The 22,289-nt window shown below is 36.4% G+C and carries 17 protein-coding genes; 2 read left to right on the top strand and 15 right to left on the bottom strand.

Going from position 1 to position 22,289, the window contains the following annotated elements; all coding sequences use genetic code 11:
* Positions 1-47: 47 nt before the first annotated feature.
* The 9 genes from EFT72_RS11935 to EFT72_RS11895 all read right to left on the bottom strand — a co-directional run bounded on the left by EFT72_RS11935 (position 48) and on the right by EFT72_RS11895 (position 10,549).
* Positions 48-350, bottom strand: coding sequence for a hypothetical protein (locus EFT72_RS11935; protein ID WP_124067146.1), 303 nt, complete (start codon positions 348-350; stop codon positions 48-50).
* Positions 351-386: 36 nt separating this feature from the next.
* Positions 387-2,186, bottom strand: a complete 1,800-nt coding sequence (locus EFT72_RS11930; protein WP_164473141.1) for an ABC transporter ATP-binding protein — start codon at positions 2,184-2,186, stop codon at positions 387-389.
* Positions 2,179-3,762, bottom strand: coding sequence for an ABC transporter ATP-binding protein (locus EFT72_RS11925; RefSeq protein ID WP_164473140.1), 1,584 nt, complete (start codon positions 3,760-3,762; stop codon positions 2,179-2,181). Before EFT72_RS11925 ends, EFT72_RS11930 begins: the two co-directional genes overlap by 8 nt.
* A 384-nt stretch (positions 3,763-4,146) precedes the next feature.
* Positions 4,147-4,674: a GNAT family protein gene (locus tag EFT72_RS11920; protein ID WP_124067143.1), complete on the bottom strand. Its 528-nt coding sequence runs from the start codon at positions 4,672-4,674 to the stop codon at positions 4,147-4,149.
* Between the two features lie 34 nt (positions 4,675-4,708).
* Positions 4,709-5,767, bottom strand: a complete 1,059-nt coding sequence (locus EFT72_RS11915; protein WP_124067142.1) for a lysylphosphatidylglycerol synthase transmembrane domain-containing protein — start codon at positions 5,765-5,767, stop codon at positions 4,709-4,711.
* 404 nt (positions 5,768-6,171) lie between these two features.
* On the bottom strand, positions 6,172-6,561 hold the full coding sequence (locus tag EFT72_RS11910; protein ID WP_124067141.1) for a VOC family protein: 390 nt from the start codon (positions 6,559-6,561) through the stop codon (positions 6,172-6,174).
* Between the two features lie 95 nt (positions 6,562-6,656).
* Positions 6,657-7,163 (bottom strand): WYL domain-containing protein, encoded by a 507-nt coding sequence (locus EFT72_RS11905; protein ID WP_124067140.1) that lies wholly within the window; start codon positions 7,161-7,163, stop codon positions 6,657-6,659.
* Positions 7,164-7,417: 254 nt separating this feature from the next.
* Positions 7,418-9,370: an NAD(P)/FAD-dependent oxidoreductase gene (locus EFT72_RS11900; RefSeq protein ID WP_124067139.1), complete on the bottom strand. Its 1,953-nt coding sequence runs from the start codon at positions 9,368-9,370 to the stop codon at positions 7,418-7,420.
* Between the two features lie 21 nt (positions 9,371-9,391).
* The gene (locus EFT72_RS11895; RefSeq protein ID WP_124067138.1) at positions 9,392-10,549 is read right to left on the bottom strand and encodes an iron-containing alcohol dehydrogenase; all 1,158 of its coding nucleotides are present in this window, start codon (positions 10,547-10,549) and stop codon (positions 9,392-9,394) included.
* Between the two features lie 280 nt (positions 10,550-10,829).
* Between EFT72_RS11895 and EFT72_RS11890 the strand changes: the two genes are divergently transcribed.
* Positions 10,830-12,098, top strand: coding sequence for a helix-turn-helix domain-containing protein (locus tag EFT72_RS11890; RefSeq protein WP_124067137.1), 1,269 nt, complete (start codon positions 10,830-10,832; stop codon positions 12,096-12,098).
* A gap of 193 nt (positions 12,099-12,291) precedes the next feature.
* Here the strand turns inward: EFT72_RS11890 and EFT72_RS11885 are convergent, their stop codons facing one another.
* From EFT72_RS11885 to EFT72_RS11860, 6 genes are all read right to left on the bottom strand, one after another.
* The gene (locus EFT72_RS11885) at positions 12,292-13,761 is read right to left on the bottom strand and encodes a glycoside hydrolase family 32 protein (RefSeq protein ID WP_347561880.1); all 1,470 of its coding nucleotides are present in this window, start codon (positions 13,759-13,761) and stop codon (positions 12,292-12,294) included.
* Between the two features lie 32 nt (positions 13,762-13,793).
* Complete coding sequence (locus EFT72_RS11880; protein WP_124067135.1) at positions 13,794-14,786, bottom strand: carbohydrate kinase; 993 nt, start codon at positions 14,784-14,786, stop codon at positions 13,794-13,796.
* A 36-nt stretch (positions 14,787-14,822) separates the two neighbouring features.
* Entirely contained in the window at positions 14,823-16,382 is a 1,560-nt protein-coding gene (locus EFT72_RS11875) for a family 43 glycosylhydrolase (protein ID WP_124067134.1), read from the bottom strand.
* 63 nt (positions 16,383-16,445) lie between these two features.
* Positions 16,446-18,089, bottom strand: a complete 1,644-nt coding sequence (locus EFT72_RS11870) for an extracellular solute-binding protein (protein WP_124067133.1) — start codon at positions 18,087-18,089, stop codon at positions 16,446-16,448.
* 35 nt (positions 18,090-18,124) lie between these two features.
* Entirely contained in the window at positions 18,125-19,021 is an 897-nt protein-coding gene (locus EFT72_RS11865) for a carbohydrate ABC transporter permease (RefSeq protein WP_124067132.1), read from the bottom strand.
* 15 nt (positions 19,022-19,036) lie between these two features.
* Positions 19,037-19,978: an ABC transporter permease subunit gene (locus EFT72_RS11860; protein WP_124067131.1), complete on the bottom strand. Its 942-nt coding sequence runs from the start codon at positions 19,976-19,978 to the stop codon at positions 19,037-19,039.
* A 362-nt stretch (positions 19,979-20,340) separates the two neighbouring features.
* Between EFT72_RS11860 and EFT72_RS11855 the strand changes: the two genes are divergently transcribed.
* On the top strand, positions 20,341-21,393 hold the full coding sequence (locus EFT72_RS11855) for a LacI family DNA-binding transcriptional regulator (RefSeq protein ID WP_243110002.1): 1,053 nt from the start codon (positions 20,341-20,343) through the stop codon (positions 21,391-21,393).
* Positions 21,394-22,289: the final 896 nt, after the last annotated feature.

Genomic DNA, 22,289 nt, shown 5'->3' with positions numbered 1-22,289 from the left:
ACACAAAAAAGCCCCCAGTCTTTGGGGGCATAGAAGCAATCGCCATACTAAACACCTGACTTTTTAATATAAACCACAATCAAAAAACCACATATTAATAAAGAATAGGCATTTGTCATAAAATAATTATTATAAAATATATTTACAAACTGCAAAATTGCACCTAGTACTGCGCTTCCAGCAAATATATAGTCATAAATATCTATTTTGGAGGCATCAAAAAATAGTATGTAACCTAGTAAACTATAAATCACTCCATTGGCATCGCTTTTTGTTATTAAATTAATGAATGCGTGAAAAAAAAGAATTACTAATATTAACAGAATAAACTTTCGATTGATTTTTATCATTTTTTCTCCTTTATCTAATTACATATGCCACTCTAACTAAACATAATACTTTGCCTGCGCCGTAAATAATTCATAGTACAATTTCTTTTTCTGCATAACCAGTTCTTCATGTGTACCTTCTTGTATGATACGCCCATCACAAAACACAAGGATACGATCACTAAATTTACAACTGGATAGACGATGTGATATAAAGATAATTCCTTTACTACTGGACAAATTCTGTACTTGCTGAAATATTTCGTACTCCATTTTAGGATCCAATGCAGACGTGGGTTCATCTAATATAATAATAGGCGTATTTTGATAAATTGCTCTTGCAATTGCAAGACGCTGCTTTTGCCCTCCTGATAAATCGATGCCTTCATTGTCAAATAACTTGGATACATTGGTAGCTTCTTTGTCATTTAATTCTTCTACAAAATCTTTTAGATTTACATCCTTCAAAGCACTCCTTAACTCATTTTCTATATACGGTTTTGACATCACTACATTTTCTTTTACGGAAGCTGCATATATTTGAAAATCTTGAAATACAGTTGATATCATTCTATAATATGCTGACTTTGGTATTTTTTTTATATCAATTCCATTTAATTTAATGACTCCTTTACTCGGTTCATATAGCCGAATCAGTAATTTTATAAAAGTTGTTTTCCCTGCTCCATTACGCCCTACAATAGATAAAGTCTCTTTCGAACTAATTTTAATATTGATATCTTTTAAGATGTATTCCTGCGTTTCATCATAGCGAAACCATACATTACTAAATTCAAAAATAATTTCGTTTAAATTAGCTTCCAGTCGTATAATCGTACTTTGTTTTTCTTTCTCCAATACGTTTTTGTATTTTTCGTAAAAGTCAAAATAGATACCGAAAAAATGAAAACTACGATTGATTTCCGTGTAATTACCAAACAGTTCCAATGAAATATTTACAAAATTTGTATATGCATTGGAATACAAAACAAAGTTACCAATCGATATTGCTCCCGTTATTGTTTTTAGAGCCAGATACATAAACATAACCGTATAATAAATCCCCTGAATCAAATCATTGAAAAATACATTTTTTGAACGAAGTCCAGCACGTTCTCTAAAGATATGATCTGAATATTCCTGGTATCGATCTGTATGATCGGTAATTAACTGTTTTGCGTCATATAACCTGATTTCTTTTCCAAAACTTACTTCTTTCATAATCTTTGTATAGTAATTAAACTCCCGATTATATTTGACCATCTGTGAGAAAAAAGGGACATCATAACTTGATTTCTTTTTTTCCAACATAATAAATAGCAATACAAAGATGGGTAAACAAATTGAGAATATCTGTCGGTTACTAATTAATATAGTCAAAATACCCATTAGTGATATGATGTTACTGGCAAACTTCATGCACGTTTGAGATGTCAAACTGATTCCATTCGACCAAAACAATAAACTTCGGTATGCATTTTCATACTCATCTAACATTTTAGAATTTTCCAGATAGGAAAAATTAATATGCATAACCAATTCCCCTAATTTTTCCTTCATTCGATATGTAGTTGCATATTCAATTTTTTGGAGGCTGGCATCGAACAAACTGATTGCATTTGTATAAACAAACGTTGCAAGTGCAAGAATGATAATATATCCAAGAATCCACTTGAAAGGTTTTACTTCAATTATAGAGTCAACAATTACTTTAGGTAGATATACAATAATAACAGGGTAAATACCCGCAAGAATGACATGCAAAAGCACCAAAACACGGTAGCGAATAGAATCGTCACTTAGTTCATGAAGAAGCCACATTAATGTCCGTAGATTCTTTTTTAAACCATCATGCATTACATTTTCCCTCTTCTCTGTAGTTCTTTGCCTGTAATTCAAATAACTGTTGATACTCTCCCTCCTCTTGCAATAAACTTTCATGAGTCCCATGTTGTATAACGTTCCCTTGATTTAGTACGTATATGGAATCACAAAATTTTGTACTTGCCAGACGATGTGTGATAAAAATTGCAGTTTTATTTTCTGTCATTTTATAAAATTCCCGATAAATCATATCTTCTGCCAGTGCATCTAAAGCCGCTGTTGGCTCATCAAATATAAAAATTTCTCTATCCTTGTATAATGTTCTAGCTAAAACCAGCCTCTGCTGCTGTCCCCCCGAAAATTGAACTCCTTCTAAATCCAACTGGTTCAGACAGCTAGTATCCAACTGCTTTGGTAACGTTGCAATCTTTTCTTTTAAACCAACCTTTTTCAGTGCTTCCCATATTAGCCTTTCATTTGCCTCCTCTTTGGGACGCAATGTAATATTTTCTTTTACAGAAAACGCAAACATAAATACTTCCTGGAACATCGGTGCAAAAAGCTGATATAACTCTTTTCTTTTGATTGTCTGAATATCTACTCCATTTAGCAATATTTTCCCTTGAGTCGGCTCATACAATCTGGCTAACAACTTTATCATCGTTGTTTTTCCTGCGCCATTTAAACCCGTAATTGCGATTTTATCACCTTTATGTATTTTTAAACACAAATTACTGATTACATCTTTTGTTTGGTTCGGATAATGAAAACTGATATGATCAAATTCAATCGTCCAATTACTTAAGTCAAAATCAGCAAGTGCATAGGTTCCTACATCCTTATTATCCATTTGGTCAAAAAATTGCATCAAATCATTTACATACATCCCATGATATTTAAACTCAATTGTGTCACCCATAAGTTGATTTAATGCTGTTGCAAACACTGAAGCCAGTCCAATATAAGTTAGATAGCTTCCTATATCAATTTTACCAGATAAAACAGAAACAGTTGTGGCTACATAAACAATAATAATCTGGATAAATGAAAGACAAGATACAAGCAGCTTAATGACTACTCCTTTATCTATTATTCGACTTTTTGTAATAATTAAAGTTTCTATCAACGCATGAAAATTATCTTTAATCCAGTTGTGAAACTGAAATATCCGAATTTCCTTTCCATAACGAAAATCACTCATTAAATCAAAGAAATATTCCGCTTTTCGTTCTGTAAATACACAGGATTCTACCAGTTCCTTTTCCTGTTTCTTTTTCCATTCATTTAATTTTCGATTCGATAAGACGATTGCCATAATGAATGGAACCAAGAGCGGTTGAAACGTTGCAAATGCAATCAAACTTACCAGACATGTAACAAAATGTCCTCCCATAAGAGTTAAACTTTTGACTGCCGCTTCCAATCCGGGGGAACAGCCTTTAACCGCTACATCAGACTTTTGGCTTTTGTCTAAAAAATCTGTAGACTCCAAATAATTATATGGCTGTCTCATAAATTCCCCACTCATCTCAGCTATGATTTTAAGCCTTAACCTCATATATGCTGCATTGCAGTATTCATTGGAAATGGAAGATAAAAATTTTGACATAATAATGACGAGCCCGAAAATAACTGTTGTTATCACAACCCTTTTCTTATCTGCCTGTACTCTCACCAGTTCTAAAATTAGTTTGGGAATGTATGTAAATGATATGATATACACAGTCGAGCTGATACTAGATAAGAGCATCAAAACATATAAAAATTTGTCATACTTTATAATTTTTTTGTGAATCCATAGAAAAACTTTACTTGTTCTCATATTGATTTCTTGTAGTGTATATCAAATGAATACATCTATTTTCCCTTTCTCTTCGATTTGTGCTTTATTGAAATATACATTATATAATATATATATCAATATTTTCATCATAATAACAATACTTATTTTATAATATATTGTAAAATAGTTCAATCAAATAGTTGCGATTTATTAATCGCATTTCATCCATTCATCTGCGGAAAGGCGAAACTCGTAAGAAGATATCTTTTTATCTAGGCTTTTAGCATAATAAGTTCCTTCTTGTTGAAACGCAAATCCACACTTCTCAATCATCCCCTTAGATGCTAAATTATTTTGAAAACAGCATGCCCATACATATGAAATTCCATGGTTAAAGAGATGATCCAAAACTGCTTTTATAGCTTCTGTCATAATACCCTTTCGATGAAAAGTACAATTTAAAACGCATCCCAGTTCACTCGTATCCTCACGTCCGTCTTCTGAGTCCTCATCAATAGAAATGTGTCCAATTACTTTTCCGCCCTCATACCAAACTATTGCCAATTTTTGTCTATTTGCTATCCATTCGGAAAGGATTTTCTTAGTTTCCACTACTGATTTGTGAACGTGCCAGCCCGCCATTTCTCCAACACCTTCTTGGCTGCAATATTCGAAAACATCGTTAATATCCTGTTCTGTAAACGGACGTAATTCTAAACGAGAAGTTACTATTTTCATATCTTTTACTCCTTTTAAAATGAACCGTATAGGACTATTGCAATTTTTTACTTAAACACCTCTGTTCCTTCCTGATTCTGTGATGTGCAAAAACATAAACAATAAAGCTGATTAGTAACGGAAAATAAAAATTAATAATTCTGCTTAAGATCATAGCGGATGGGAGCTGCTCACCTGAATAAAACTGACCAAACATATTTAAAAAAGCTTTTTCTGCAATTCCAACTGACCCCGGAAGGGGGACTGCGGCAACTGCAATATTAATAAAAGATTGACCAGCCATTAGATCAAAGCAATCATACTTCCTGTAACCAAAGCTTAAATAAACTAAATAAGCGACAAGGCAGTAAGCACTCCATTGAAATATAGAAACGACAAACACTTTTAGAAACAGGTCTGGATTTTTTAAAATCAGTCTCGATTTTTCACGATAAGATATAATTAAAATATCCAGCTTTTCTTTTATTTCCTTCGGTTTTTTAAAGAGGTGAAGTTTTACACCAAGTTTTAATGCTAAGTCAATTAGAAGAGGTATGATTACTCTGGAAAACATCAATGCTGATAAAGCAACTGTCAGAAAAATCATAACAGAGGCTCCTGCAAATAAAATCCAGATAAACCAGTGTGCAGACTTGGCTAATATATAAAATCGTAGCACCGCAAATACTGCACCCATTAAGACAACAACAATCTGACTTACAAAAACCATAAAAAATATAGTGATAGCAGAGAAATCAACATGGATTTTATCTTTATTCATGTAGTACATCTGAGCAGGCTGCCCTCCGCATGCTCCCGGTGTTATTGCACTAAAATAATTTCCAATGTAAGTATAATCAATGCAGTTTTTATACGAAACAGCCTGCCGTAATCGATGCATAATTATATAAAAATTCATGGCCTGACACCCAGCACAAAAAAACATCAATGCAATTCCTGTAATAAGGTAAAAGAAATGAGCTCTTCCAACCGCTTTCATCAATTCTTTAATCGAATACTCTTTTAGTACAACTGTAACAGTAACTGCCATCAAAGAGGTTATAAATAAGATACTTCTCATCTGGTTTTTTTTACTGACTATTTTCTCCCTCATAATAAATGATCCTCATGTAAAAGTTGATATTTTTTATTATGACCAAGGCTCACGAATCCTATGTTAATTTTCTTCAATTTCTTTCGTTCTGCATACGCTCTCTCACTTGGCGCACGATTCACTCTCTGCAAGCTACCATCTACTACTGCACTTGTAGCTTCATCGATTATGAATATACAATACTACTAAAAACTACAATATAAAACTTTGATTCACCGCATTTTTCGACATTATATGCTAACAGTAGCTAAATTTTTTTATTTTAATAAAATATACCCCACTTATTTCGATTCAGTAGGGCAATTAATTATAGTGAAACCGTATATCGTAGTAAATGTAACGTTGGGATTTTGTTCAAACTCTGCAACTTTTTGATTGTCCGTAAAGCTTGAAAATATAATTCATTATTTTTTGAAAGAGCCTATTTCAATTAAGTTGCCTTCTGGATCTGCAATATAGCAGGTTCGTTGTCCCCACGGTTCTGTTGTAGGTTTCAAAAAAATCACTGCACCTTTTGAAATAACTTCGTTAAAGGTATCATCTACCGCAGCATAATTTTCAACACTAAGTGCAATTTCATAATGACCATTTATATCATTCGCATAAGAAAAAGATTTTTTTGTCATCTGTTCAAAATCACTTCTGCGGTAAAGCAAGAACAAAGTTCCATCCTTAATCAGATAGACATTATCTGTATTTACTTCTTCTTTAATTTCAAAACCAAGAACATCACGATAAAAGCTTACCATCACCGACATATCTTTTACAAAAATTCCAAAACCATCTAATTTCATAAGTTTTCTCCTCTTCTTTGGGGCATCTCTCCATGCTCATTCTTCCAATCTACACGCAGAGTATACCACTGTTAATTAGACAACAGCGTGTCATATTAAAGATACTGTTGCAAAGTTCTTTGGAGTTTTTCTTTTATTTGTAGGCGAATGTCTATGGGTTCTAATACCTCACAATGTTCACCAAAGGTAAATTCATCATAAACACGATAAGCCATTTCATTTGAAAATTTGAGTGCTATAGTTACAAAATCATCTTCAAACACTTGGCTTCCATTAAATATTTTTTCAGGTTTATTGCGTTCAAACTGTTCTTCCGTTACCATTAAATTCTTTATTCGTCTGAGTTTAAAGAAACGGTAATCATTTCTCTCTCGACAATATCCATAGAGATACGTTTTATTCAACACAAAATCAGGTAAAAGTGAGATTCCTCCCCCCTTACCTTTGGTCATATAAATAGGAATGCCTGCCGAGGACAAAAGCTCCACATCACGATAAATCGTACGGGGGGATACTTCAAAGTGTTTTGCCATCTCACCAGCGGTAACATTTTTTTTGTTTAAAAGTAAATACACCATTTCAAAAAGTCTATTAATTTGCATTTCTTTACACCTCTTACTTTATTATAAGAGGATAATATGACATCGGCAAGACATACTTAACTACAAATCACTTTATTGGGTTGAATTCCTAAATCTGTAAAATCTGTAATTTCACTTGTGTCAGGGGATTTCGTGGAATCCTGAACGATTTCATCCCATAGACTTTCTATCATTCAAAAGTTTAATCGTATTATAATACTTCATAAGGGTAACATTGTGCCCGCTCCTCCTATATGAGGGGCGGGCATTTGGCATCAGCGAAGTTTGTATGCCTCGTGGTAACCGGAAGCAACGGCCTGCTTGATTCTGCCGATGTGATTGGCATCCCCAATCACAATGACGTTTTTAAATTCTTTTTTTAGTTCAGCCGCCAGTTGATTAACGGGTTTTACCCCAAGGGAAAGTACGACGGCGTCAGCAATTAGCTTTTTTTCAGTTCCGTCTTTATCTTCTGTGATAACTCCGTCAGGTAAAATTTCAAGCAGTTTATGTCCGGGATAATATTCAGGATTGGAAGCACCCAGCTTTTTCTTAATATCAGTCAGTGGCTGCCAGTAAGCTCCTGGTCCTATCTCATCAGCCATATCCACAATTTCCAGAGTGTTGCCAGAACTTGCAAGCAGCTCTGCTGTTTCCATACCAGTTAGTCCAGAACCGATTACTGCGATTTTTTTGTTAGAAAATGATACTTTTCCGCTGAGAATCTCCTCTGGGGTATAGACATTGGAACTATTCACACCAGGGATAGATCCGGGGATAACTGACTTTGATCCTGTTGCAGCAAAGACAGCATAGGGGTTGAGTTTTTTGATTTCCTCTGCAGTGGCGGGTGTATTTAACCGTACGTTTACATTCAGCTTTTTAAACATGCTTTCGTAGTACTCACCCATCCAGCCCATTTTTTCTTTGCATGGTGGCTTTGAGCCAAGCCATACCTGACCACCAAGATGATCATTTGTTTCAAATAATGTAACGGCAAAGCCTCTCTGGGAAAGAGTCAGCGCGGCTTCCATGCCGGCAGGACCGGCTCCAATTACGGCAACACAGCGTCCGTTTCCGTTGTTTTCCATATCATTATAGAACCATTCATTTCCAGTACGGGGGTTGACAGAACAGTTAATGCCGTCAAACATTGTTTCCATACAATTAAGGCATGAGATACAGCGCCGGATCTCATCGGTGCGTCCGCTATTGGCTTTATTACACCATTCTGGATCTGCCAGCATTCCTCGGGCAATGGTCACTCCGTCTGTACGTCCCTGTGCAATGATAGTTTCCGCAAATTCCGGATTCCGGATAACCCCCACTGCAAACACGGGAACTTCAATTACTTTTTTTATCTCTTCCGCAAGATATACTTTCCAGCCTTCTGGATAGGATACTGGTTCCCAAGCTTCGTTCATGGTTTCATATACACCTGCAGATACATTTACGGCATCAATTCCAAACGGTACTAAATACTTAACAATCTCAATGGATTCCTCCAGTTTTAAACCTGTTTCGTTTTCTGGAATCGGGAATACAGAGCGCTCTAAAAATTCATCTGCTGATATTCTCAGCATAATCGGGTAGTCTCCCAGTCTCTCACGTATGCCTGTGACAATTTCCTGAATGATACGGGCACGTTTCTGAGGGCTGCCGCCGTATTTATCCGTTCTTTTATTGGTATAAGGGGAGAGGAACTGATTGAGCAAGTAACCATGTGCAGCGTGGATCTCAACTCCGTCAATTCCAGCTTTTTTACACCGCTCTGCACCGTCTACAAACTGTCTTACAAGCTCTTCTACCTGTTCGGTTGTCATCTCAAAGCAGGGCCAGTTTATAAGCAGGCTTTTCACACCGCTGGGGGTAGCACACATACCGCCTGGTACTGCGGTCTGGCGTCCTGGGTGGTGAAGCTGAACAAAGATGGCACCGTCATAGTAATGAATTGCATCGGCAAGTCTGGTAAGATCTGGAATATACTTATCATCCGTGACAGAGGTCTGGCGTTCGCCCATCATACCATGTTCATCATTTACACGGGTTACTTCGTTAACAATAAGACCGACCCCTCCCTTTGCACGGGCAGCATAGTATGCGATTTCCTTATCAGAGACAGTCTGATCCGGATTTGCGGTCATATTTCCCATTGCACCCATTACTACGCGGTTTTTGATTGTTAAAGAGCCTATTCTTAAAGGAGAAAATAAATTTGGATAGTTCATAATAAATCCTTTCTGTTCGTTTTACTGGTAACAGTCGTAAACATTTGCCATCATATCCGTAATAATGGCTTCATCCTGAGGAACAATACATCCCATGCGCATCATCTCGCTGAGAGCGTAGTTAACGGTGGATAAAACCTGCTCTCTGGTGATTCCAAGGTCTTTCATGGAAGGAATTCCGATTCTGCGGTTGAATGATCGGACTGCATCTGCAAGCTTTGTAGGAAGCTCTTCCTCAGAGGAAATCTTCAGTTCAAATATTTCTGCAACCTTGCGGTAGATTCCCGGTCTGGCACCAGCAACCAATTCGATGACAGAGGGGGTTACCAGTGCACAGCCTATTCCATGAGGAATTTGTAATCTTGCACCCAGTGCATGCGCCATGGCATGTCCTACATTTACCTGGGAATCCTGAAAGGCGATTCCGGCAAAGTTGCTGGCTATGGCCAGATTATAACGGGCCTCTTTGCAATCTGGTTCTTCAACCGCCACAGGCAGCCATTTGTAGATTCGTTCCATGCTGTTGAGGGCTAATGTATCTGAATGTGGATTTGGCATTGCGTTGCAGAGACATTCGTTGCAGTGGGAAAATGCATCCATACCGGTGTAGGCAGTAATTGTTTTTCCAAGTCCCAATGTTAAATCAGGATCAACCACAGCAGCGTTTGCCCATACGATACAGCCGCACTTCTGATGTGTGTCGGTATCTGTGATAACTGCAACAAAAGTAGATTCTGATCCGGTTCCGGAGGTTGTCGGAATCATAAGTGATTTAAGGGCTGGATTTAATGCGATCGGATTCGCCGGATCAAAATGTATCATCTTTTTAAGATCAACGGTATCCTTATTTGTAAGATATAAAGCAATTCCTTTGGCTGTATCAAGGCTGGAACCGCCACCGCATCCAATGATCCCATCAGTACCTGTACTTTCTGCAAGCTTTGCGCCTTCTATAACCGTTGTGTCGGGGGCATCCATTTTTACTCCGTCATAAACGCTGACTGTTATTCCGCTCTTTAAAAGGCTGTCTATGACTTTCTGGGGAATTCCTGTATCAACAATTGTTTTTTCTGTTACCACGAGTACTTTTGTCATCCCTAATTCTTTTGCTATGGTACCTGTGTTGTTCACTTCTCCTGAACCAAAATAAACCGGGCATAATTGTGAATATCTTGACATTGTGACATCTCCTTATTATGATAGTAGTATAAAATCTTTGTTACGATTATAACGATTTCTCTACTCAGTGTAACAATTATATCAAGTGCCTGCAATGGTACAGATTATGAAAATTGTCACTGGTAATTGTCATTATAAGATAAGCGACCTTTGTCTTAATCAGACAAACGCCCCTTATGCAATTTGTTGAAATTTCACAACCAGATGCCACATATGTGTGATAAAATTGATAAATATGGAGATTCGATTAACAGACGAAAAAGAAAGGCGATGACAATTTATGCGGACGAAACCTGAAACCGGAAAAAATAACGAGGATTTTATCAATAAGCTTCTTGATGTATCCAACAGTAGTCAAAACATACAGCTGCTGCTGGATATTGGATATCAGGAGCTTGGTAACCCTCTTCTGCTGGTTGACGTTGCCCTTTGTTTTGTTGCACAGACTGGAGGGGGACTCATCACAGATGAACCACTTTGGGACTGGACACTTTCCAAAGGCTATGTAACAGAAGAATACGTAAAATATGTATTAAGCGGCGATAATACGGAGTATGATCTCGGCGAGGATTGGTCGACGGGGGATTCCAGACTTATCTGGCAGGATGGCCTTCTTCATCACAGACAGCTGGTAGGTAAAATCAACAGAAACGGAATACCCATCGGTTATTTGAAGCTATTGGAATACAACCAGCCAATAACCGATGAAGCAGTGAACAGGTTGAAAATATTATGTAAATTTCTTGCAATTTGTATGAATGCTTCCATAGGAACATCGGATCAGGAAAATTCACTGATTGATACTCTCCTAACCTCTATGCTCACCCAGCGCTTGTATGACAAATATGCAATTGACGAAAGAGTAAACCGCTTTGGACTAAAGTTATATGAGAATCTTTCCGTAATTGTACTGGGAACCAGAGGACTGGTCACGGATAAAATCTATTTTATAAAGAAAAAAATGAAGAATTTTTTAAATCGGGAGACGGTCATCACGTTTAAGGGTAATCTGGTTATTCTTTATGACTGCAAAACAAAAGTCCTGTTTACTAAAAATGAATTGATTCATCTGGAAAAATTATGCACCGATTATGATATAAAAGCTGGCATAAGCAATTCATTTAAAGAAATTTATAAATTCGAATTGTTTTACCGACAGGCATTGACAGCGTTGGAACTTAGTACGGAAACAAATAGTAAAGAGCGAGCCGCGTACTATGATGAATTCTGCGTTCATCATATGGTAAGACTGTTTTCAGAGCACAGTGACCCGATGGTATTAATTCATTCTTCTATTAAGTTTTTAAAAGAACATGATAAAGAAAATAGCAGTGAATTATGTCCCACTTTAAAAGCGTACATAAAATACAATCAGGATTTGCAGTTGACTTCATCATCTCTGCATATTCATTATAATACTTTAAAATACCGGATCAACAAGATCATAGAACTCACTGATCTGGCTTTTTCAGATAAAACAATTTTTCGTCTGCATTTGTCATTTCTCGTATCTGATTATCTGACTGAAACAGGTAAATCCAATATTTAACATCTGCTGTCAGTGAAGCGATTAAAGTTGATAATATTCCATTAGCTCCGATGCAATTACAACAAGTCTTTCTTTTACAGCCTACTCCAATATCGGCTGAATGGAGGGGGTTACCATGCGTCTTATAACTTCAAATCAAGCTAAATGATGGTTGTGTTAATACAAAAAGAGCCATAATTGCTACATTAATATATTAACCAATGTCGTGTTTTACTATATTAATGTAAGCATCTCCTTCTGTATAGAATGAGATGTCTTTTGCATCCAAAGGTGTATAAATAAGAGCAGACATAGCTTGCTCCCCGTCATTAACAAATAATTCCGCTGAAAATTTATCCAAAAGAAGCCTAACCTTTATTTTATGTTTTCTATCTGCAACATACATGCTTCTTTTATGTATCATATCTTTCCTTGTACCTGAGTATTCTCTATTTATACTTACTTTGTTTTCCTCTGCCTTATACTCAATAATGGTTTGAAATTCTTTATTTTTTGCAAAAGCTATTGTAAACACCTTAAAATCTCCTCCGGTAACTTCCACTGTCAGGTCGATACAACGCCCTGCAACTTTCTCCAACGTCATATCACCATGGATATTTAAATCATGAAAAGTTACTGTTTGTTTATAATACTGCGCTAGCTCCCTAACCGGATTTTGAATTAGTTTCCCGCCCCTGATATTTAATTCTCTTGGAATCGTCATCATTCCTGACCACAAAAAATCACCGGGTACCAAATGATTTTCCCATGATTGCATCCACCCAATCATGATCCTTCTTCCATCCTCTGTTTCCAATGTCTGAGGTGCATAAAAATCAAGGCCGTATTCTATAGTCCCAACAGATTCTCTTTTAAATGACTGTCTGTCTGTCTCATAATTACCAATGAAGTATACAGTTCCATTTCCATTATGAAACTCCAATTCCTTAGCAATCATATCTTGAGGCGAAATCAAAAGTACCTGTTTTCCATCTAAGGCAAAAAAATCTGGGCATTCCCACATTTTACCATACTCATTTTTACAGCTGTCTAGGACGGTAATATAGTTCCAATCTGTCAGATTCTCAGTCCGAAACAATACTATTTGTCCGCTATCATCTGCGCTCCTGCTTCCAACCGCTGCATAAAAACTATTTTGTTCCTTCCATATCTTCGGATCTCTAAAGTCAGTTAAACTGCTGCCTTTTGGAAGTTGTTCATGCGTAATGACTGGATTTTTTTCGAGTTTTTCATAATCTTTTCCATCCCCAACCGCGATACACTGTGTCTGAAAAATAACAGAAGAACCGTCTTCTCTCTTTTTTTCCTGCACTCCCGTGTACATGAGCACATGCTTTTCTTCATATTCCAAAGCACTGCCTGAGAAACAGCCTTGGGCATCATATTCCCTATCAGGAGCTAATGCCGTCTGTAATTGCTCCCATTTTATTAAATCTTTGGATTTACTGTGTCCCCAGTGCATTAGCCCGTTTCTTACCTCAAAGGGATTGTATTGATAAAACAGATGATACTCCCCCTTATAAACAGAAAATCCATTGGGGTCATTAATCCAGCCAACCGGAGCACTTACATGAAAAGAAGGTCTTTGCTCCTGTGGAATCTCCCTACCCATTATCTGTTCATATTCTCTGGCCTTTTCTAACTTCTCTTTATTTACTTCCACTATTTCTTTCCTCCTAGTAATATTCATCGGTATTATTTTTGTATTTTTTCCAATAGTTCATCTATTTCGACTTTATCCGGCATCACACACAAAGCCCCAGGTTTCGTTGTGATAATAGCCGCACCTGCACCTGCATGGCATAATAACTCTTGTAATTTTACTTCATTTAAATGATCTAATCCATATTCCAAAATATAGTGAATTGCAATTCCGTTAAAGGTGTCACCTGCCCCCGTGCAATCAATGGTATTACTTTGAATAAAAGCTTTTTGAAAGATACATTGTTTCTTATAATATGCATAGCTTCCTTCCATGCCCATTGTAGTCAGAATCAGCTTAATACCCGGATATTGCGTTTGAATCCTTTTAATACCTTCCTCAATTTCACTTGTATCAAATAAAAACTGAATCTCGTTATCGGATATTTTTAAGACATCACATTTTGACAGCCCATAGTGAATGGCCTCTTTCGCCATTTTTTCATCAGACCATAAGGGTAGTCTTAAGTTGGGATCAAAAGTAAGAATACAACCATTCTCTGACGCTATTTTAATTGCTTTTTGAGTCGCTTTTCTAACCCCTTCAGACGTCATGGATAACGTACCAAAATGAAATATCTTCGTCTTTGCAAAGATCTCTTCCCCAATCTCATTTTCTCTAAGCATCATATCAGCTCCGGGGTTTCGGTAAAAAGAAAAGTCTCTTTCTCCATTTTCCTTGTTTTGAACAAACGCTAATGTAGTAGGGATTTCCTCATCCATCACAAGAGCCTGTGTATCAATTCCCAAACTTGAAACCCTCTCTTTTAGCATGTGCCCGAAGGCATCATTTCCAACTTTTCCAATAAATGCGGTTTTTCTTCCAAGTTTTGTAAGTATTGCCAGCACATTACAGGGTGCCCCTCCGGGATTGGATTCAAAAAGAGAATTTCCTTGCTTACTTTTTCCATATACGGTAAAATCAATTAACAATTCCCCCAAGGCAATAACATCATAGGGTCTTTCTTGAAATTCCTTTTTCTTCATATTTCTTTCAACCTTTCATACATACGGGGTGATTTTTTAGTTAGCATAAAACATTTGAATATCTGAAAATCTAACATCACTCATTCCAAAAATTCCCCACCCATTACCAACTGCACGATAAATACGATTGCTTAATACCTTAGTATTATCGAGATAAATTACAATAATTTCATTTTCCACCACTACTTTTAAATCATATTTTTTTCCGGATTGAAATTTAAAATCCGAGTATGTAATTGGTTCCGCGCTAACCTCATCCGCTATAGATTTTTTATCATAGTGAATTTTCCCCAATTGTGTATCTAATAATATGGCATACGCCTCTTTAAAGTTTCCTGTATTGCCAAAATAAAATCCCCCACCCTTTTCAGATGCATCTTCAAAAGCAACCTTACACCTTAATAGCATGGTTGATGGTAAATTCCCAAAACTTACTCCTGCTATTTGATCCGTTTTTCCTTTCAGGATAAGGGAATTATCATCTTTCCAAGCCTTACCATAAAACGCTTCGTATGGAAGCTCTGCTTCTTTATTAAAGTACTCTTCCTCAAATTGGTGAGGTATCTTAGCCTTAAACGTACCGTCTTCGTTTTGTTCCAACTCATAGACGCATAAGTTTCCGGCCCAACTGTAGTCTTCCAAATCATCTTGATACTTTTTCCGGTCAATAAAACCAAACAGATACCGTTTCCCCTCATACTCCACTGTTTTTGCAGCATAATATGCATTTCCGTCCAGAACCGGATATTCGGGTTTAACCCATGGCCCCTCCATACTTTCACTCATTTGATAATAGGAAACGTTATTCCAGCTATAAAACAGATAATAGTACTTTCCCATTTTAAAAAAATCCGGACATTCAAGGAAATACAATTCTTTCTGCTCATAGAATGTCCCTTCCAATGACCATGTCGATAAATCTTTCGAAGTGTAAGAAAGGATTCTCCCTCCCTCTTCTCCTTCTTTTCTTGCAGATACTAACATTTGATAACACTGTTTTTCATCATTAAAAAACACGAAAGGATCCCTAAAATCATTACCGCTATAGCCAACAGGAGCCCAAAAGGTATCTTCCTGTATCTTTTCCCAGGTCACATTATCTTTACTTACTGCATGCATGATACATTCTTTATCTTTATTCACAGAAGGGTTTATGTCGTTATGTCCGGTATAGAAAAAATGGTATACTCCATCTGCTAAAATAAAGCTTCCCGTACCCACCGCCAGATCTAAATCTTTCAAATCACTTCCAAACGGAATAACCAATCCATCATCCTCATATCCATATAAATTCCTTGTAGAAAACTTATGGATAGGATGATATCCAACCCCGTTATTATCGGTATCATACAGGTAATACAACTGGAGTTTTTCACCGTCATTCAACGGCATGATATCACCCACCCACGCATTATTAGATTTTACAAACAACTTATACTCTTTTTCCTTATTTTCTACTTTTGATATTCCACTCAAATTCACCATTCTTTTGTCCACTGTTATTTGCTTCTCTTTTTCTGTATTTACATCTAAATTTCCCCCACACCACCATACGATTAGACACACCACAATTATAAAAAGAACCATTTTTCTCATACGATAAGTCCCCTTGGCTTTTAAAAAGGTGTTGTTATTTAAACCAACAACACCTTGCTCTATTTAATCAACCAAATATTTATCTAAATATGTTTGTTTCAATTGAAGATACTTTGACAAACCATAACCTTCCAGCTTTTCTAAATATGCATCCCATTCTTCATCAACACCACCGTTTAAAATCCACTCTGCTTTTTTTTGATTTGCATATTTATCAAGATCTGTTGTATATTGTGTAACCGTATCGGTATCTTCCTGACTCATGAATACATTCGGATATACATATTTTTCACTCATATCTTTGGTATAAATATCTTTAATCCAGTCTAATCTGTATTGTGCATCAGCCGGGGGAGTTACATAAGTTCCATAGTAACTGTTCAGGATTGCCAAAGGTCCCGCAACATTTTGTGCCTGCCTTACTTCAACCGGTGATTCACTTCCAAGATCCATATGCTGCAGCATACCGCTGTCTGTCATTTCAAAGATATTAAACTTATCTTTTTCTCCGTAAGTACCCCAATTGTTCTGTATGGATTGTAATGGTTCATACATCTGGTCAATCCATGCCGCTGCCAAAGCCGGATTTTTGCAGTTACTTGTCAGCACACTTCTTCCCCTGTCAAAACCACTTGTTGCACTGCTGCTTTGCCTCGGAACACTTACCGTACCTGTAGGACCTGCCAATGCCGGCAACGGAACATAATCATCCACATTTGCCGCGATATTAGCGCTATCCCATGAAAAAAACAATCCGTATCGTCCTGCTTTTCCTTTGGCTACAAAAGTGGACCAGTCTTGTGTAAATACCTCCGGATCAATCACTCCCTTTGTTTGCAATTCATGCAGCCAGTTAATTGCATCTTTATATCCATCCTGAGTCGCTGTGTAAATTACTTTTTTATCATTTGTTACTGCAATATGATCGGGAACATCACCAAATCCTTTTCCAAAAGCTCCCATTAAAAAGCTTACATCTTCATTTCCACCATTAATAATAAAGGACATCGGAATGGTATCACCATTTCCTGCCGGATCCTTTTCCTTAAAGGCAATCAAAACTTCTTCCAATTCAGCCGTGGTAGTTGGAACGTTTAATCCAAGTTCATCTAACCAGGTCTTATTAATAAATGGCATATCTCCTATTGTCTGTATCGCTTCTTTATCAGAACCCAACTGCTCAATCCAAGGGAATGCATAGACATGCCCATCAGTTGCTGTTATCATGGAACGATACTCCGGATTCTCATTGAGAATCGCTTTTAAATTTGGCATATTGTTGTCAATTAACTCTTCCACTGGGATAATTACACTTTGTTTTGCATAGCGAAGTAAATCATAGTCGCTCATGCCCGCATTAAATAATCCGTCCGGAAGACTCTTAGCCTGCGCCAATGCTAAATTTTTCTTGTCATTGAACTGATCCTCTACAAAACAGGTCCAGTCAATATGTACATTGGTTTTCTCCTCCAATCTTTGAAAAATAACTCTTTCATTCGGATTCTGAGTAGAATTTGCTGACGCATTGGTAATGAACGATAATGTAGCTGTATCTTTTAGCGGGAATGTAATGTCTACCGGATTTCCATCAGAACCCTTTCCTACCGCTTCTGCTTCTTTGCCCCCCTTACTCCCACAAGCTACTGCAGACAACGCAATACATAATACTAATAAGACTGACAATACTTTTTTCATTCTCTTTTTCATATTTCCTCTCCTTTTTGTTGTATGTAAATTTAATCTCAGCCCTTTACTGACCCCATCATAATTCCGCTGTCAAAATATTTTTGGAAGAAAGGGTACATGATCAGAAGCGGCAAACTGGATACCACAATCGTCGAATACTTTAATAATTCGGCTAATTTAGCCAACTCAGCGGTGCTCTGAATATCTGCTATCATACCTGTTTCCGGCGTATTCTGAATCAAAATAGAACGAAGTACTAATTGCAATGGCTGTAGTCTTGAATCATTTAAGTAAATCATTGCATCAAAATAACTGTTCCACATTCCAACAAACTGATATAGTGCCAAAACCGCAACTATCGGTTTGCAAACCGGTAACAGCACTTTAATGAAATGGACTAACTCCGAAGCGCCATCCACGCTAGAAGCTTCCCGTAATTCATCCGGAATGGACTGATAATAAGTTCTGGCCAAAATCATGTTCCAGACACTGAAAGCCCCCGGTAAGATGACTGCCCAAGGTGTATTAATTAATTGCAGGTTACCAATCACTAAATATGTAGGAATCAACCCACCGCCAAAAAACATTGTAATGATAAATATACTATTAAAGAACCCTTTCCCCACAAAGTCTTTTTTTGACATAGGATAAGCAGCCATAATCGTAACAAGTACTGAAATAAAGGTATAAGCCAACGAATAAATAGTCGAATTTATAAAACCGATCCAAATCATTTTGTTCGCCATAACTCTTTTATATGCAGTTAGGGTCCAAGTATTAAAGTCAAAACGAATCCCTTCATTCTGCAATACCGTCGGATCCATAAAGGATGCTGCCACCACATAGAGCAATGGGACAACAATGATTCCCACAAAAATTGCCAGTAAAATATAGCCAATTCCCAGTAAAGTTCGATCTGAAAAGGATAACTTATTAAATTTTCTTGTCTGCATAATTTCTCCTGTCCTCTATAGTCCCTGTCCGTCATTTAATTTAGCAACTATTTTGTTTACAAAAATCAATAGAATAATATTGATTAATGAATTGAACAAGCCAACTGCCGTAGAGAAGCCATAATCACCATTTAAAAGTCCTAACTTATAGACATAGGTAGCCAGAATTTCTGATGCCCCCATATTCATATCTGTCTGCAACGCAAATGCCTTTTCAAACCCAACGCTCATAGCATTACCTGCCTGTAATATAAACTGAATTGCAATAATTGATTTAATCGCTGGCAGCTCTACATTTCTAATCTGCTGGAATACATTCGCACCGTCAATGACTGCTGCCTCCGTAAGTTCCTTACTCGCATTGGCCAAAGCTGCGGTATACAAAATAGAGGCCCAGCCTGCCCCCTGCCATATTCCGCTGGTTATGTAGATGGTACGAAAAGCGCTTGGCATTGTCATGAAGTTGTACGATGTTCCTAACAAGTTATTAAGTGGTCCTACCGGCGATAGAAAGATACGTACCATACCGCAAAGAACAATAACCGAAATAAAGTTCGGGGCATATACAACAAGCTGTATCTTTTTTTTCAATCCGGTTCGCTTGATTCTGTTTAGTAATAATGCAAGAATAATAGGCACTGGAAATCCCCATACAAGCCCATACAAACTGACTTTCAAAGTGTTTAGTAAATAACCCATAAAATCAGGCGAAGATAAAAATCTTTGAAAGTATTTAAAACCTACCCAATCGCTTCCAATAATTCCTTTCATTGCACTGTAATCCTTGAAAGCAAGCAGAACTCCTCCCATAGGAAGATATTTAAATATCACAGTCAGCAAAAATGCTGGAAGCATGAAGATAATATATAGCTGCCAATTTTTTTGAATATAGTTCCATTTGTATTTCCTGCTGTAGGAATTATTTTTATATATAACTTCACTTGCAGTACCTTTCATATTAACCCTCCTGTTTTTACATTTGCACACATGATTATATTTTTATAGTACAACTTGTGCATAAATACTATATTTTCTCTAATCAAAGCGTCTTTTATGTTCATATATTACCACTCTACCTTTAATTTGTCAATATTGTTTTGTTTATTTTTTTCAAATGCACAATATAGTCGTTTTATTTTTTTACATTTGACACCTACAAAAGAGCGGTTCTGTATGAATTTCAAGTTTTTTAATTTGAAAGTTTACATTTGACACTTTTGCATAAATAATGTATTATAAATGTAAACATAACTATTTTTTGTTATCGCTAAATGGTTATATGTAAACCCACTTTAATAATTAATAATAGGAGGCCTCTTATGAAATCCAGAGTTACTGCGCAAGATATTGCAGATAAATTAGGGTTATCCAGAAATACTGTATCAAAAGCTTTTAACGGAACCGGTTCCATTTCTGACGAAACAAAGGAGAGAGTTTTAAATAAAGCGATAGAACTTGGTTATAGGCAATATTCTTATATGGATTCCAAGCCACTTAACGACCAAGTTCCAATATCGAAAGAGATTGCACTATTAACCTGCAATATGCCCACCCCTTCCCATTTTGGTTTTCATCTATTGTCAACCTTTGAAGCCGTAATCAGTAAATCAGGTTATCGGCTGGCAATGTACATGGTAAGGGAAGATGATATTGCAGCTACGAATTTTCCAATTAACTTTAATCCAAATACAACAAGCGGTTTAATCTGCATGGAAATGTTTTCCGAAAGCTACAACCAGCACATATGCAATTTAGGGCTCCCCACACTTTTTGTCGATACCTGTGTCATGAATCCAAAATCCCCTCTGAAGGCGGATATTTTATTAATGGAAAGCTACAATAGTGTTTATTCTATAACCAAAACATTGATTGATAACAACTATAAAAAAATTGGGTTTTTAGGAGATAAAAATCATTGTCTTTCTTTTCACGAACGTTGGCTGGGATATAGAAACGCTTTGATCGATTATGATTTTTTCTACGGCGAAGAATTTTGTATTCTAGATAAGGATACCGCTCCTTACAGCGACAGCAATTGGCTCAGCATACGAATGAAAGATTTACAGCAGCTTCCTCAGGCTTTTATCTGCTCGAATGACTATCAGGCAATCAATGCCATTAGGGCAATTAAACGACTGGGTCTTTCGGTACCGGAAGATATTCTTATTGTGGGGTTTGATGATTCACCAGAATCAAAAATCATAGAACCACATTTGACCACTGTCCATATTCCCAAAAAGGAAATGGGGGAGATTGCAGCAAATCAGCTACTATCCAGAATTCAAGCCCCAGAATCTCCTTTTTATACCATTCACGTACAGACTCAGATCAAGAAAAGAAGTTCTTCCGGAAACATTTGTTTTTCAGAATAATAGAAAGAGAGATATCCTTCTTGATCCATACTCAAAAAGCCACCTTTTTTGAGTATGGAAACAGCGTGATCATCTATTCTTGATTTTGAGTTATATAGTCAGTCAAATCCAATAAATATTTATTTAAGTGCTTTATAATAATTAACATCCAATGACGTATAAGAGAATATGACACCAACTAATTTAGCTATACATGACAACATATATTCCGTGAGTGAGAATATAATATTCAAATTAACACCTCTCATAGTTACAAAGATAGGGGAGGCCGCATTAAAAAAGCGAAATGCTACTAGTTGCACAGAAAACATTAAAAGTTAATGAGTCCATCTCCGTGAGAAAATATTTTTATAATAAAAAATCAATCGATTACAAATTAGCAATTATAATGAATGCCAGGAGTAATATCATTAAAACAGTGCTGATTGTTGAAATTATATTAACAAAGTTATGAGCTTTATCCCTATTATTAAATAATTTTACGATTACCTTAAATATCAAAAAGCCTATAATTCCCCCCAACGTATTGTTGATGATATCTGTAATATCAGAAGCTCCTACAGCAAATATAAATTGTAATACTTCGCATACCAAACTTATAATTAAAAATATTAAAATCTTTTTAGTAGTAGACCATTTATAAAATATTATCTCTATGTAAATACCTAGAGGCATACTATATTTTAATCTTGTGTACTCTCTTTATTTTATGACAAATTGTAAAAAAATTCAATTAAATAATGACAATTCATCATTCCATTATTTGCTTCATCTCCATAATAAACAAACAATTTTGTATCACCTCAACAATTCCCCTTTTGATCTTCATTTAAAACAAAAAAAGCCACAAACTTTCATGCCTGCGGCTTATTGTTTAAGCAGAGATCGTGAGATTT

The sequence above is a fragment of the Clostridium sp. E02 genome, from assembly GCF_003833015.1.
In the GTDB taxonomy this organism is placed as follows: domain Bacteria; phylum Bacillota; class Clostridia; order Lachnospirales; family Lachnospiraceae; genus Lacrimispora.
This window is presented reverse-complemented; position numbering and strand designations above follow the sequence as displayed.

Excerpts from the sequence above, each read along its gene's own strand:
- EFT72_RS11875 (WP_124067134.1), bottom strand. The coding sequence starts at position 16,382 with ATGAGAAAAATGGTTCTTTTTATAATTGTGGTGTGTCTAATCGTATGG.
- EFT72_RS11935 (WP_124067146.1), bottom strand. The coding sequence starts at position 350 with ATGATAAAAATCAATCGAAAGTTTATTCTGTTAATATTAGTAATTCTT.
- EFT72_RS11920 (WP_124067143.1), bottom strand. The coding sequence starts at position 4,674 with ATGAAAATAGTAACTTCTCGTTTAGAATTACGTCCGTTTACAGAACAG.
- EFT72_RS11860 (WP_124067131.1), bottom strand. The coding sequence starts at position 19,978 with ATGAAAGGTACTGCAAGTGAAGTTATATATAAAAATAATTCCTACAGC.
- EFT72_RS11890 (WP_124067137.1), top strand. The coding sequence starts at position 10,830 with ATGCGGACGAAACCTGAAACCGGAAAAAATAACGAGGATTTTATCAAT.
- EFT72_RS11865 (WP_124067132.1), bottom strand. The coding sequence starts at position 19,021 with ATGCAGACAAGAAAATTTAATAAGTTATCCTTTTCAGATCGAACTTTA.
- EFT72_RS11880 (WP_124067135.1), bottom strand. The coding sequence starts at position 14,786 with ATGAAGAAAAAGGAATTTCAAGAAAGACCCTATGATGTTATTGCCTTG.
- EFT72_RS11925 (WP_164473140.1), bottom strand. The coding sequence starts at position 3,762 with ATGTCAAAATTTTTATCTTCCATTTCCAATGAATACTGCAATGCAGCA.
- EFT72_RS11910 (WP_124067141.1), bottom strand. The coding sequence starts at position 6,561 with ATGAAATTAGATGGTTTTGGAATTTTTGTAAAAGATATGTCGGTGATG.
- EFT72_RS11855 (WP_243110002.1), top strand. The coding sequence starts at position 20,341 with ATGAAATCCAGAGTTACTGCGCAAGATATTGCAGATAAATTAGGGTTA.
- EFT72_RS11905 (WP_124067140.1), bottom strand. The coding sequence starts at position 7,163 with ATGCAAATTAATAGACTTTTTGAAATGGTGTATTTACTTTTAAACAAA.
- EFT72_RS11900 (WP_124067139.1), bottom strand. The coding sequence starts at position 9,370 with ATGAACTATCCAAATTTATTTTCTCCTTTAAGAATAGGCTCTTTAACA.
- EFT72_RS11870 (WP_124067133.1), bottom strand. The coding sequence starts at position 18,089 with ATGAAAAAGAGAATGAAAAAAGTATTGTCAGTCTTATTAGTATTATGT.
- EFT72_RS11930 (WP_164473141.1), bottom strand. The coding sequence starts at position 2,186 with ATGCATGATGGTTTAAAAAAGAATCTACGGACATTAATGTGGCTTCTT.
- EFT72_RS11915 (WP_124067142.1), bottom strand. The coding sequence starts at position 5,767 with ATGAGGGAGAAAATAGTCAGTAAAAAAAACCAGATGAGAAGTATCTTA.
- EFT72_RS11895 (WP_124067138.1), bottom strand. The coding sequence starts at position 10,549 with ATGTCAAGATATTCACAATTATGCCCGGTTTATTTTGGTTCAGGAGAA.